This is a genomic window from Streptomyces rapamycinicus NRRL 5491 (genome assembly GCF_024298965.1).
Classification (GTDB): Bacteria; Actinomycetota; Actinomycetes; order Streptomycetales; family Streptomycetaceae; genus Streptomyces; species Streptomyces rapamycinicus.
The window spans coordinates 1900444-1912772 of record NZ_CP085193.1 but is presented as its reverse complement, the minus strand read 5'-3'; the positions used below and the strand labels follow the sequence as shown (position 1 = coordinate 1912772).

The 12329-nt window shown below is 71.2% G+C and carries 13 protein-coding genes; 6 read left to right on the top strand and 7 right to left on the bottom strand.

The genetic code is table 11. The annotated features are described in order from the left end of the window. Nucleotides 1–44: 44 nt before the first annotated feature. A complete protein-coding gene (locus LIV37_RS07800) occupies nt 45–1271 on the top strand; it encodes an acyl-CoA dehydrogenase family protein (protein WP_020866556.1) in 1227 nt (408 codons plus the stop codon). Between the two features lie 14 nt (nt 1272–1285). Here LIV37_RS07800 and uppS read toward each other — a convergent pair whose 3' ends face one another. The 5 genes from uppS to LIV37_RS07775 all read right to left on the bottom strand — a co-directional run bounded on the left by uppS (nt 1286) and on the right by LIV37_RS07775 (nt 4994). Continuing rightward, complete coding sequence (uppS, locus tag LIV37_RS07795) at nt 1286–2104, bottom strand: polyprenyl diphosphate synthase (RefSeq protein WP_020866555.1); 819 nt, start codon at nt 2102–2104, stop codon at nt 1286–1288. A 104-nt stretch (nt 2105–2208) separates the two neighbouring features. Then, complete coding sequence (locus LIV37_RS07790; protein ID WP_020866554.1) at nt 2209–3021, bottom strand: SAM-dependent methyltransferase; 813 nt, start codon at nt 3019–3021, stop codon at nt 2209–2211. 77 nt (nt 3022–3098) lie between these two features. After that, a complete protein-coding gene (locus tag LIV37_RS07785) occupies nt 3099–3701 on the bottom strand; it encodes a hypothetical protein (protein WP_020866553.1) in 603 nt (200 codons plus the stop codon). A 185-nt stretch (nt 3702–3886) separates the two neighbouring features. Then, nucleotides 3887–4126, bottom strand: a complete 240-nt coding sequence (locus LIV37_RS07780; RefSeq protein ID WP_020866552.1) for a DUF397 domain-containing protein — start codon at nt 4124–4126, stop codon at nt 3887–3889. 1 nt (nt 4127) lies between these two features. Further along, nucleotides 4128–4994, bottom strand: coding sequence for a helix-turn-helix domain-containing protein (locus tag LIV37_RS07775; RefSeq protein WP_020866551.1), 867 nt, complete (start codon nt 4992–4994; stop codon nt 4128–4130). A gap of 298 nt (nt 4995–5292) precedes the next feature. Between LIV37_RS07775 and LIV37_RS07770 the strand changes: the two genes are divergently transcribed. Continuing rightward, nucleotides 5293–6675 carry an NsdA family TPR-like regulatory protein gene (locus tag LIV37_RS07770; RefSeq protein ID WP_373920598.1) on the top strand — a complete coding sequence of 461 codons (1383 nt, stop codon included), beginning with the start codon at nt 5293–5295 and terminating at the stop codon, nt 6673–6675. A gap of 114 nt (nt 6676–6789) precedes the next feature. Here LIV37_RS07770 and LIV37_RS07765 read toward each other — a convergent pair whose 3' ends face one another. Next, on the bottom strand, nt 6790–7605 hold the full coding sequence (locus LIV37_RS07765) for an SDR family NAD(P)-dependent oxidoreductase (protein WP_121825713.1): 816 nt from the start codon (nt 7603–7605) through the stop codon (nt 6790–6792). Between the two features lie 427 nt (nt 7606–8032). Here LIV37_RS07765 and LIV37_RS07760 point away from each other — a divergent pair, with 427 nt between their 5' ends. Both LIV37_RS07760 and LIV37_RS07755 read left to right on the top strand, forming a co-directional pair. Then, nucleotides 8033–8605: an ATP-binding protein gene (locus LIV37_RS07760; RefSeq protein WP_020866547.1), complete on the top strand. Its 573-nt coding sequence runs from the start codon at nt 8033–8035 to the stop codon at nt 8603–8605. A gap of 26 nt (nt 8606–8631) precedes the next feature. Then, nucleotides 8632–9114, top strand: a complete 483-nt coding sequence (locus LIV37_RS07755; RefSeq protein WP_020866546.1) for a hypothetical protein — start codon at nt 8632–8634, stop codon at nt 9112–9114. A gap of 179 nt (nt 9115–9293) precedes the next feature. Here the strand turns inward: LIV37_RS07755 and LIV37_RS07750 are convergent, their stop codons facing one another. Next, a complete protein-coding gene (locus LIV37_RS07750) occupies nt 9294–10469 on the bottom strand; it encodes an MFS transporter (RefSeq protein WP_020866545.1) in 1176 nt (391 codons plus the stop codon). 753 nt (nt 10470–11222) lie between these two features. On the opposite strand from LIV37_RS07750, the gene LIV37_RS07745 reads away from it, so the two are divergent. Both LIV37_RS07745 and LIV37_RS07740 read left to right on the top strand, forming a co-directional pair. Beyond that, a complete protein-coding gene (locus LIV37_RS07745; RefSeq protein WP_121826176.1) occupies nt 11223–12044 on the top strand; it encodes a helix-turn-helix domain-containing protein in 822 nt (273 codons plus the stop codon). Beyond that, on the top strand, nt 12041–12280 hold the full coding sequence (locus LIV37_RS07740) for a DUF397 domain-containing protein (RefSeq protein WP_020866543.1): 240 nt from the start codon (nt 12041–12043) through the stop codon (nt 12278–12280). Before LIV37_RS07745 ends, LIV37_RS07740 begins: the two co-directional genes overlap by 4 nt. Nucleotides 12281–12329: the final 49 nt, after the last annotated feature.

The window sequence follows — 12329 nt, the reverse complement described above, 5'->3', positions numbered from 1 at the left end:
TAACAGACTGCCGTTACCGCAGGTAACAAGCACGTGGAGGGGTCATGGCGGAGTTCTCGTTCGAGCTCGACGACGATCAGAAGGCGGTGCGCGACTGGATCCACGGCTTCGCCGCGGACGTCATGCGCCCGGCCGCCGCCGAATGGGACGAGCGCGAGGAGACCCCCTGGCCGATTATCCAGGAGGCCGCCAAGATCGGCCTCTACTCCCTGGACTTCTACGCCCAGCAGTACTTCGACCCCACGGGCCTCGGCATCCCCATGACCATGGAGGAGCTGTTCTGGGGCGACGCGGGCATCGCCCTGTCCATCGTCGGCACCGGCCTCGCCGCCGTCGGCGTCCTCGCCAACGGCACCGAGGAGCAGATCGGCACCTGGATCCCGCAGATGTACGGCGACGCCGACGATGTGAAGGTCGCAGCCTTCTGCTCCTCCGAGCCCGACGCGGGCTCCGACGTCGGCTCGATGCGCACCCGCGCCGTCTACGACGAGGCCAAGGACGAATGGGTGCTGAACGGCACCAAGACCTGGGCCACCAACGGCGGTATCGCAGGCGTCCATGTGGTGGTCGCGGTCGTCGACCCCGACCTCGGCTCCAAGGGCCACGCCTCGTTCATCATCCCGCCCGGCACCCCCGGTCTCTCCCAGGGCCAGAAGTTCAAGAAGCACGGCATCCGCGCCTCGCACACCGCCGAAGTGGTCCTCGACCAGGTGCGGGTGCCCGGCAGCTGCCTGCTCGGCGGCAAGGAGAAGCTGGACGAACGCCTCGCGCGCGCCCGGGAGCGGGCCAAGTCGGGCGGGGAGCGGCTGAAGAACGCCGCCATGGCCACCTTCGAGGCGTCCCGTCCGGCCGTCGGCGCCATGGCGGTCGGCACCGCCCGCGCCGCGTACGAGGTCGCGCTCGACTACGCCAGGACCCGGGAGCAGTTCGGCCGCCCCATCATCGACAACCAGGGCGTCGCCTTCCAGCTCGCCGACATGCGCACCCGGATCGACGCCGCGCGGCTGATGGTGTGGCGCGCGTCGTGGATGGCCGTGAGCGGCCGGCCCTTCGAGTCGGCCGAGGGCTCCATGTCCAAGCTGTTCGCCAGTGAGACCGCCAAGCAGGTCACCGCCCAGGCGGTGCAGATCCTCGGCGGCAACGGCTTCACCCGCGAGTACCCGGTCGAGCGGATGCACCGCGACGCCGCGATCTATACGATCTTCGAGGGCACCAGCGAGATCCAGCGCCTGGTCATCGCCCGCACCCTCTCCGGCGTCCAGATCCGCTAGGGGAGACGGGCGCGTCAGGCGGGGCCGACCCCCGCACCGAAGCGCCGCTTCCGGGAGGCGAACGCGGCCAGCAGCGCGCGGAGCTCCTCACCGGTGAAGTCGGGCCACAGGGTGTCCACGAAGAAGAGCTCCGCGTAGGCCGCCCGCCAGAGCATGAAGTTGGAGATGCGCTGCTCCCCGGAGGTGCGCACCAGCATGTCGATGTCCGGCAGATCGGCGTGCGGCAGATGGCGGGTGAACAGCGCCTCGTCGATGAGCCCGGGGTCCAGCGCGCCGTCCGCCGAGGCCCGGGCCAGCGAGGTGGCGGCGCGGGCGATCTCCTCCCGGCCGCCGTGGTTGAAGCAGAAGGCCAGCGTCATGGCGCGGTTGTCGCGGGTGTCGTCCTCCGCGCGGCGGAGTGCGGTCAGCGTGGCCCGGGGGAGCCGGGCCTCCGAGCCCAGCCAGCGCAGCCGCACCCCCCGTTCGCCGTAGCCGCGGAAGACATCCGCCAGCTGGGCGGTGAGCCGCATCAGGGCGGCCACCTCGCCGCGCGGCCGGTTCCAGTTCTCGGTGGAGAAGAAGAACAGCGACAGGTGTTCGATGCCCTCTTCCAGGGCCGTGTCCACCACCCGTGGCAGCGCGAGCACCCCCGCCTGATGGCCGCGGGTGCGGGAGAGGCCGCGCAGGGCGGCCCAGCGGCCGTTGCCGTCCATGATGATGGCCAGGTGCCGCGGCCGCCCCGGCGCCTCGTCCTGGGGGCCGCGGCGCTGCCGTACGACGGCGGGGGCACCGGCGACCGACGCCCGCAGCAGCCGCTTGAAGGTGGGCACTCTCCAGGCCCCGACCTCGAACACCCGCGCGTCCCTCCGCCTCGCTTCCCGGCGCCGTGTCTGACGACGCGACGGGGGCGGGGGTTACCTCCCCGGTGGCCGAACCATTCGTTTGGTCGTCACCGCCGTCACGGCTTGCGCGCCACGCCCCCGTGGACATCGGTGGTCTCGATGTCCGTCTCGGAGGGGGCCGGACGCCACAGCGGACACGACACGATACCGGGCTCGATCAGCTCCAGGCCCTCGTAGAAGCGGCTGATCTGCTCGACGCTGCGCAGCACGTACGGCACGGCGCCGGTGTCGTCGTAGCCCTGCTGGGCCTGCTTGAGCGCCTGGTCGGTGTCGGTGCTGTCGTAGTGCACGAAGTAGCTGCCGGACGGTAAGGCGGCCTGGAGCCGCCGCACGATCGACACCGACTCGTCGTAGTTCTGGATGTGACCGAGGATGCCCATCAGCATCAGGGCGATGGGCCGGCCGAAGTCGAGCGTCTTCGACGCGGCCTGAAGGATCCGCTCGGGCTCGTGCAGATCGGCGTCGATGTAGTCGGTCACCCCCTCGCGGGTGCTGGTGAGCAGTGCCTGGGCGTGCCGGAGCACCAGGGGGTCGTTGTCCACGTAGACGATGCGGGCCTCTGGCGCCACCCGCTGGGCCACCTGGTGGGTGTTGTCGTAGGTGGGCAGCCCGGTGCCGATGTCCAGGAACTGCCGGATCCCGCATTCGCCCGCCACATGGGTGACGGTGCGGATGAGGTACGCGCGCGAGGCACGGGCCATGGTCTCGATGTTCGGGGCGACCTCCCGGTACTCGTCACCGGCGATCCGGTCGACCTCGTAGTTGTCCTTGCCGCCCATCCAGTAGTTCCAGATCCGGGCCGAATGCGGCACCGTGGTGTCGATCTTGGTGAGGGCCTGCTGGTCGGGGGTGGACGAGCCGTCTGTCATAGCGCCAGTCTCCTGCCGTGCGGATGCGATGCGGATGCGATTCGCGGGGCACCAACTTAGGGCCGGTGCCGGGGAGTTCAGCTCTGCTCGGCGAACGGCACGGGGGAACGGATGCGCGGGAAGGGCCGGGCGAACGAGGCCACCGGGGGCTCCGGCGCCGCCTCGCCGTGGCCCGGATCCGGGTCCGGACCGCCGCCGGAGACCGGCCGCTCCTCGACGGTGAGGACCGGGGCGTGCTCGGCGAGGGTGGAAAAGGCGTGGTCATAGCCGGTGACCGCGGCGTCGATCTCCGCGAGGGCCGCCGCCGAGGCGCCGCGGGCGGCCAGCCGGTCCTCCAGTACGCGCACCGGGGCGGTCACATGGACGAAGGCGCCGTGGCGCTCGGCCACCGCCTCGGCGAGGTCGAACGCCTGAATCCATGTCACCCTGGAGTGGCCACGGCGCAGCGGTCCGTAGACGAGCTCGCCGACCAGTCCGGCGTCGACCGCGAGGGCCCCGTCGTGCTGGAGGAGTTCGCGGTACGGCCGGACCGGGTCGACATGGGGAAGGTCGCGGGAGGCGCGGGTGACGGTGTAGCCGTGGCGGCGGGCGAGACCGGTCAGCAGCGCGTCCCTGCCGACTCCGTCGCAGCCCTCGACGATCAGGGTGCGGTGCTGTGTCACCGCGTGGTCGAGGTTCATTACGGCATCCTGTCGGTCCCATGGGCTCTGCACATCTGCAAGGGGGGACGACACCGCCGCCCGCCACGGCGTCTTCAGTGTGCGTGGCGGGACGGCGGGGACGGGAGTGCGGTGCGGGGTTGTGCGGTTGTGCGGGCGTAGTGGTTTTCGGGGAGTTTCGGGAAACCGATGGTGGGCGGCCCGCTCTAGGAGATGAGGAAGTCCGCCTCGCCGGCCTTCGCCGCCTCCAGGAAGGACGCCACCTCCGAGCGGGTGTAGATCAGCGCGGGCCCGGCCGGGTCGGTGGATTGGCGCAGCGCGATCCGCCCGTCCGGCAGCCGCTTGGCCTCGATGCAGGTGCCGCCGTTGGACCCGCTCCAGGGCTTCTCCCAGCCCTCCGTGCCCAGGTCCGTGGCCGGCATTCCGGTGTAGACGGGGTCATGCATCTCAGTGCTCCTTACGCAGTTCGGCCAGGATGGTGCTGCTGTCGCCGATCGGCTCGGCCTGGACCGCCATCCGGTCCAGGACCTCGAGATAGGCGACGACTTCGGCCGGCTTGTCCACATAGACCGCCCCGGTGAGGCTCTCGGTGTAGACGACGTCCGGCAGTTCGGAGAATCCGAAGCGGAAGTAGTGGAAGGGGCCGAAGGCCCCGGGGTGCGGCCCCGCCGCGAACCGCATGATCTGCAGCCTGACCTTGGGGATGTCCAAGGTGTCGATGAGGTGGTCGATCTGGTCGCGCATCACCCGCGAGCCGCCGACCGGGCGGTGCAGCACCGTCTCGTCGAGGATGGCCCAGATGGTCGGCGCGTCCGGCTTGGTGAGCAGGCCCTGGCGCTTGACCCGCAGGGCGATCCGGCGCTCCAGCTCCTCCTCGGTGTCGCGCGGGAAGCCCATGCGTAACACCGCTCGTGCGTAGTCCTCCGTCTGGAGCAGCCCGGGGACGTAGTGGGGCTCGTACGCGCGAATGACGGTGGCCTCACTTTCGAGGCTTACGTAAACACTGAACCAGTCCGGAAGCACATCGCGGAACTGATGCCACCAGCCCGGCTGGTTGGCCTCGCGTGCCAGAGCGAGGAAATCCTCCATCTCCGGACCGCGGACGCCGTAGTTCCGCAGCAGCTCCTTCAGATACGGGATCTTGAGGCCGACTTCCGCCTTTTCCATCCTGCGCACGGTCAACGGGGTGACCTCGATGGCCTTCGCGGCTTCCTCGAACGACACCTTCGCCCGCTCGCGCAGATGCCGCAGACGCTTGCCCAGGACTCTCCGCAAGACGGTGGGGGCGGCGCCGGCCGGCCGTGCCTCGCTCACGTCCGCCTCCCGTAGGAATGGCTGTCATATGCCTGCACAGTGTGCCACGCGATGGATGACACAGACAGAGCGAGCGGAGCGCTTTGAAATTATCAGAACGAAGGTTGCGGGGTGACGGCTTCACCACTCATAGTGAGCACGTGACCCATCTCACCCTCCATGGCGAGGGCTCCCAACCACCTATGTCCACAACGTCGTTGAGGCCCCCGGCTGACCGGTGGGCGGCGAGCGACGGGGATCCCGAAGACCGCCGTGGCCCGAAACTGGGACGGTCGCGGTGACGCATCACGCACAGCCGGTGAGCGGGCGCCAATGCGCCGTGACCAACGGCGCGTTGGCCGCCGCTCTGAAGGAATCCGGGTGCTCCTACGCCTCATTGGCCCTGCGGGTCAATGAACTGGGCCGTAGGCAGGGGCGCGAGTCGAACTACGACAAGGCGTCCGTCACCCGCTGGCTGCAAGGCGGACAGCCGCGCGGCACCACGCCGGAGCTGATCGCCGCCGTGCTCTCCCACCGGCTCGGCAGGCCCGTGGGCCCCGCCGAGCTGGGGTTCATCTCCGACCGACAGCGCCCGGTCGTGGCCCGGGCGCTGGCCTACCGGGAGGACGTAAGCGAAACCTTGCACACGCTCGCCGAACTCGGCTCCACCGACATATCCCGCCGCAGCCTGCTGGGTGCGGTGCCCTTCGTCGCCGGCGCGCTGGTGACCCCACAGCGCGAATGGCTGCTGTGGCTGGTCGAGAACCAGGACACCGCCCGGCTCGCACCCGCGGCCGAAGGCGGCCGCGTCGAACAGGTCCACGCGGCGATCAACATGTTCGACGAGATGGACAATCGCTTCGGCGGCGGCCAGGTCCGCGCCAGCATCGTGCTCTATCTGTCGACCGAGGTCGTCCCCATGCTCCAGCAGCGCGGCGCGCCGCCGCAGGAGCGGCGCCAGCTGTTCACCGCGGCCGCCAAGCTGGCCGCGATGGCCGGCTGGAGCAGCTATGACAACGCCGAATACGGCTTGGCCCAGCGCTATATGACCCAGGCGCTGCGGCTGTGCGCCGAGGGCGGCGACCGGGTCCTGGGCGGTCAGATCCTGGCCGGCCTGTCCCATCTGGCGACCAACCTGGGCCAGCCCGAGGCGGGGGTCGAGTTGGCCCGGGTCGGTGTCGCCACCGCCAAGCACGCCGGAAGCCCGCTCGGGCTGATGCGGCTGCACGCCATGGCCGCCCGTGGTTACGCCGCACTGAACCAGCCCCGGGAGGCGTCCAAGTCGCTGCGCGCGGCCGACGCCCAGCTGGAGGCCAGCCAGGGCCCCGAGCAGGAGTCGCCCTGGGTGCGCTTCCTCGACCACCACTATCTGGCCGCCGAGGCGGCACTGTGCTTCCGCGACCTGGGCAATGCCACGGACGCCGAGCACGCCGCCGCCGAATCCGTGCGCGCCAACGCCGAGCGGCGCCGGCGCCAGGCCATCAGCAGATCCGTGCTGGCCACGGCCTATCTCCAGCAGAGCCGGCTGGACGAGGCCGTGGGCACCGCGGGCGAGGCACTCGACACGCTCAGCGGGGTGCACAGCGAGCGCTCGATCCAGGCGCTGCGCGACTTCCGCACCCGGCTGCGGCCGCACCGCGCGGAGCCCATGGTCAGGGAGTTCGAGCAGCGCTCCCGGACCGTGCTCGGCGTGGCCGCCTGAGGCATCCGGCCCCGGGGCCCCGCCCCGCCGGTGCCTTGAGTCAAGCTCCGGCCGCTCCATGTGGGCGGCCGGTGGCGTGTCCGGAGCGCCTCCGCTCGGGGGAGCGCCGGGGGGTCAGTAGCCTCCCGGCGTGGGGGCGTTCTGGGCTCGGTCCACGGGCAGATGCGCACCGGAGACCCCGCTCGAGGCGTCCGAGAGCAGGAACGCGACGACCTGGGCGACCTCCCGCGGGGTGACCAGTTCACCGCGTGGCAGCTCGGCCGTGAACCGGGCGTAGGCCTCGGGCTCTTCGGTGCGCATCCGGTCCCACCGCTTCCCCGGGATCAGCATGGACCCCGGGGAGACGGCGTTCACCCGGATCCCGTCCGGGCCCAGCTCACGGGCGAGTGAGGCCGCCAGATGGATCTGGGCGGCCTTGGCCGCCCCGTACTGCGCCTGCGGCCCCGGCTTCCAGCCGGAGATGGAGGCGATCACCACCACGGAGCCGCCGCCCGCCCGGCGCAGATGCGGCACCGCGGCCTTCACCAGCCGGGCCGTATGACCGACGTTCATCTCCCAGGTCAGCGACCAGTCCTGGGGACCGGCGTCCTCGATGCCGCGGCCGCGGGCGCCACCGGCGCAGGCCACCACGCCGTCAAGACCGCTGAAACGTTCCGCCGCCGCCTCCACGAACCGCTCCAGCAGCTCCGGCTCGGTGACGTCCAGCGCGCGGGTGAACGGCTCCCCGTGCCCCTCGGCGCTCAGGGACGCCGTGAGGGACCGCAGATGCTCCGGGGTCCGCGCGCACGTGGCCAACCGCGCCCCGCCGGCGGCCAGGAGCCGTACGATCTGTTCACCCAGCCCCCGGGAGCCCCCGGTCACCAGGACGCGCTTGCCGTCCACACCGGACCGTCCCCCCGGGCCGGGCCGCCCCTCGCGGCCCCCGCTCACGCTTGCCACGTCCGGACCGTACAGCCCGAACCACTACGCCCGTACAACCGGACAACCCCCATGCCCTCTCGCCCACCGGCCGGTCCAACCGTTTGTCTACATGAACGGCGACCGATGGCGCTTTGCGCTGCCTTCGAAGGAGGAACCATGCCGGTAACCGGCACTCACCGCGACCGGGCCGTCTCCGTCCGTGGCAGCTGGTCCAGGCGGGTCGGGTGGGGCGTGCGCACCACCTGTCACCAGCCCAGATGCCACGCCGTCGGTCGCCAGAATGCGCTTACCCGCTCACCCGAACATCAATCACCCCATGTGCCCGTATGCCACCAGAGTCCACAGACCGATGAGGACCGTGAGGACCGACACCGTGAGCCGATCCTGTCCAGGACTGTCGCACCGGCCGGCGTCGGCCGATGAGGAGGGCGAGAAGATGGCCACGAGCCGTGGCGTCGCGGTCTCCGCGGACCGCCCGCGAACCGATCCGGTTACCGGGCGGGCCGCCGCGCCGAGACCCGCGCCGGTCGACGGCCCGGCCGCCGCGGCGATTCCCGTCCCCGGCCCCGGAGGGGAGAGGCCGGTGATCCCGCTGGACACCCGCCGGCTCTTCCGGGCGGAGTTCCCCGCCCTCCCCGACCGCGCCGCCGCGGTGCGCCGGATGGTCGCCGGGCATCTGCGCGACTGGCGGCTCGGCGCGATCGTGGACCATGTCGTCCTCGCCACCAACGAACTGTTCGCCAACGCCGTGGAGCACGGCAGCTCCGGCCCCGCCGACACCGTCACCATCACCGTCTCGCTGGAGCGCTTCGGCCGTGAGCTGCGGGTGGAGGTGGCCGACGGCTCGCCGGTGATCCCGGTCGCCCGCAGGCCGGAGCCCACCGAGGAGTCCGGACGGGGGCTGGCCATCGTCGACGACCTGGCGGCCGACTGGGGCACCGAGCCGCCCGATCCCGGAGTCCGGGGGAAGAAGGTGTGGTTCACCCTGCCGCTGGTGGCCACTTCATGAACGCGGGGGCGCGGGGGGAGCGTCGGATGCGGGTCACCGTGGAGACCGACGCGGCCGAATGGCTGCTGGCCGCGAGCGACGACCCCGGCCGGGTGCGGCTCCAGTGGGCGAGCGGCACCGGCCTCGCCGATCTGCCGGTGGGCCCGGTCTTCGACCTGGTGCGGATGTGCGACGACATCGGGACCGCGGTGATCCAGGCGCTGCAGCGGCGCGACGCGGCGGGGCCGGTGATGCTGGCCACCGCCAGCCATGTGCTCTCCTTCCTCGTGCCGCCCGGATCCGCGGCCGAGTGGAAGGTCTGGCTGGCCGGGACGGCCTACGCCCGCCGCCGCACGGTGGCCGCCGCGGGCCCGGGCCGGGTGCTGCGCTGCCCCAGGCCCGGCTGCGTACGGCAGGGCCATGTCTGGCTGATCCGGCCCGGCGGCCCCCTCACCGGCAGCCACACCCTGCGCGCCGCCCTCCAGGAGGCCATCGACCGCCCCGGCCTCCCGGGTGTGCTGTTCCGCTAGGCGGTCCGCGGGAAGTGCCGCGAGGTGCCGTCGATCGTCTGCGGCGCCGTCGTGGCTGGTCCCACGCGGCGGAGCCGCGTATCGACACAGCCGCGCGGCGGAGCCGCACTTCGACACAGCCCCCGCGCCCCTTCGGGGCGCACCGCGGCCCGCCGGAGCCGAGTGGCTTTTCGCTCGCCTCACGGTGATCGTTCGTCACAGGCCAATTCGGTGGTGCGCAGCGCGGTAATCGTGGCGCCGAGTGCGCAAGCCGCCGCCGCGAGGGCGAGGGTCGGCCAGGCGCCTGCCTGCTGGGCCAGGGCTCCGGTGGCCATGGTCCCGGCGGCGATGCCGAGTTCCTCGCCCGCGACCATCCACATCATGGACGCGACGGCCGTGCCACGGGGCGCGTGTGCGTCCAGCAGCTCGAACAGGCAGACCGTCATGGGCGCGAACGCCGCCCCGGCGAGGGTGAGGAGGATCGCCATGAGCGGGGGTTCCGATATGGCGGCCAGGAGGGCCAGGAGCAGTGCGAGCCAGGTGAGGGCGGTGAGATAGCCGGTGGCGGGCGGGGCCGCGCGGTCGCGGGTGCCGAAGCGCGCGCCGGCGAGTGCGCTGCCCAGGCCCAGGCAGGCGAACATCCAGCCCGCGCCCGCCGCCGAACCACTTTCGGCGGCCCGGGCGGGAAGGCCGATCGTCAGTGCCCCGAGGCAGATTCCGGCGCAGACGTTGGTGAGGAGCAGCAGCCGCAGCGCGGGCGAGCCCAGGACGCCGCGGCTGCCGGTGCCCTGGGCGGAGGCGGCGCGGGCGGAGAGGGCCGGAGGGTGTGCCATCACCAGGCACGAGCCCGCCACCAGGAGCGCCCCGGCGACGATCACGGCGAGCCGAGGGGACCGTACGGCCACCGCTGCCGCGACGAGCGGGCCACAGATCTTGGTCACCTCGGTGAGGACTGCTTCGAGCGCGTAGGCGCCGCGCAGCAGGTCATGGGGGACGGCCCGCGCCCACAGGGAGCGTGTGCTCGCCACGATGGGCGGCGCGCTCGCCCCGGCGAGGGCGCCGGAGAGCACCAGCTGTGTGGTCGCCGTGGCCGTCACCAGACCGGCCACGGCGAGCGCGGTGAGCACGGCCATCGCCCCCATGGGCCACTGTTGCCCATGACGGTCCACCAGCCTGCCCCGGAGCGGCGCCGTCACGGTGCCGCCCACGCTCCAGGCCCCGGCCACGATCCCCGCGTCCAGGAACGAGCCCGACGAGCCGTGCCCGAGCAGGACGGTCGCCAGGGGGAAGACCGCGAAGCCCAGCTTTCCGGTGGTGGAGGCGAGCATCAGCCGCCGAGCCGATCCATGACGCATCAGTTCCGCATAGGCGCGCATCGCCGTACGTTCGCGCGTCGCGGCCGAGGCGGTCCAGGGGGCCGTGAGATCTGCGGCATGTCCTGGAGTGAGCGTCGGGGCCGTTTGTCGCTTGTCGTTGGTTGTCTGCGGCGCCGTTTCGCGCCTTCGGCGCATTTGAGCATGGGGGCGGCAGGTGGGGGGCGGGGGCCGCGTCGCCGGCCGCCGGGTCGGTGGGAGGTCGGGCCCGGTGGCGGCTTCCGCACTCGGGGGCTTGGGCCGATGCCGGACGACTCTGCCGGGGGTGGGTTACCCCTCTGGAAATTGCTTGGCTTACTAGTTGCGCCAGATCAAGTGTTTTTGAGAGAGGTACCCGGAGGGGCCACATCGTCCGGCCCGCAGTCCGGATCGACCCGACCCGCGAGCCTGGATGCCGCCACTCGCCCCGCCCCCACTTGCCCGGCGGCCGGCGACGTGGCCCCCGCCCCGGCACCCCCAACCCATGCTCAATTGCGCCGAAGGCGCGAGACGGCGCCGCGCCCAACCGGCGACCGCTACGCGCGGATTCGGGCCCAGCCCGTTTTGCCGACGATGCGCTCCCGGACGCCCGACCAGGGCCGCCGAGCTCTGCTTCCAGCCATGGAGCGGGTTTACGTCGTGACTTTCCGCGTTCATGCTCCCACTGTCAGTGCAGGCGGCTACCTTCACCAGTAACAGAGCGTCAACTGCGGCGACCGGCAACTCTGGTCGAACGCGGGTTGATTGGCGTTGGGAGCTGTTGAGGGGGTGGCCCGCGTGGCCCAGTCGAAGAAGAAGGACTCCGCTCCGCCGACCGTGCAGTACTTCGCCGCTGTCCTGCGGCTTCTGCGCGAGCGGGCGGGGTTCACCCAGGACGAGTTGGGTGCGCTGATGAACTACACCGGGTCGGCGGTGAGCGCCGTGGAGACATGCGCGAAGCCGCCGACGGACGAGTTCATCGACGCGGCCGAGAAGGCACTGGACGCGGGCGGGTTGCTTCGTTCTGCGATCAAGTACTTGCGGCTTGAGCGCTACCCGGTGTACTTCCAGGGCTTCGTTCAGCTTGAGCAGGAAGCCCTGAGCATCGCGTCGTACTGCACCCAGGTGATCCATGGACTTCTGCAGACAGAGGGCTACATCCGGGCGCTCCTCGCGTGCAACTACCCGCCTTTCGAAGATGCAGAGTTCGAACAGCTCGTGCAAGGTCGCCTAGACCGCAAGGCGATCTTCGAGCGAAAGCCGAGGGCACTGATCCACGTCATCCTCGAAGAGGCTGCGCTACGGCGGCAAATTGGCGGCCCGGAAGTCATGAGCCGCCAGTACGAGCACCTCGTCGAGTGCGCAGCCCGCCCCGGTGTGAGTATCCAGGTCATGCCAATGAATCAGGCCGAGCATGCCGGTCTGCGCGGTCCGTTCACGGTGATCGAGACTCCTGAGGACACTTCCCTGGTCTACACGGAAAGCCACGGCGAGAGCATCTTGGTATCCAGGCCGGACAAGGTGGCTGCACTCACTCGCCGCTATGCGATGATCCGGACTCAGGCACTCAGGCCAGACGAATCCGTGAGCTTCATCGAGCAGTTGATGGGTGAGAGATGAGCGACGACCTGTTGTGGTTCAAGAGCAGCTACAGCGACTCGGGCGGCGGCGAGTGCGTCGAGATCGCTCTCGACTGGCACAAGTCCCGCCACAGCGACGCGGGCGGCGGCGACTGCGTCGAGGTCGCCACCACCCCCACCGCCGTCCACATACGGGACTCCAAGAACCCCGACGGCCCCCGCCTCCACATAGCCGCCACCGCCTGGGCGGACTTCCTGGCCTTCGCCGCCCGCTGAGCCCGGCCGCTCCAGGGCGTCCGGCGGATTTTTCCCCTACCCGGACCGG

What these genes read in the sequence shown, in the direction of transcription:
- LIV37_RS07800 (WP_020866556.1), top strand. Translation starts at nt 45, where the DNA reads ATGGCGGAGTTCTCGTTCGAGCTCGACGACGATCAGAAGGCGGTGCGC.
- LIV37_RS07790 (WP_020866554.1), bottom strand. Translation starts at nt 3,021, where the DNA reads ATGACAGACGGCTCGTCCACCCCCGACCAGCAGGCCCTCACCAAGATC.
- LIV37_RS07785 (WP_020866553.1), bottom strand. Translation starts at nt 3,701, where the DNA reads ATGAACCTCGACCACGCGGTGACACAGCACCGCACCCTGATCGTCGAG.
- LIV37_RS07780 (WP_020866552.1), bottom strand. Translation starts at nt 4,126, where the DNA reads ATGCATGACCCCGTCTACACCGGAATGCCGGCCACGGACCTGGGCACG.
- LIV37_RS07760 (WP_020866547.1), top strand. Translation starts at nt 8,033, where the DNA reads ATGGCCACGAGCCGTGGCGTCGCGGTCTCCGCGGACCGCCCGCGAACC.
- LIV37_RS07755 (WP_020866546.1), top strand. Translation starts at nt 8,632, where the DNA reads ATGCGGGTCACCGTGGAGACCGACGCGGCCGAATGGCTGCTGGCCGCG.
- LIV37_RS07750 (WP_020866545.1), bottom strand. Translation starts at nt 10,469, where the DNA reads ATGCGCGCCTATGCGGAACTGATGCGTCATGGATCGGCTCGGCGGCTG.
- LIV37_RS07740 (WP_020866543.1), top strand. Translation starts at nt 12,041, where the DNA reads ATGAGCGACGACCTGTTGTGGTTCAAGAGCAGCTACAGCGACTCGGGC.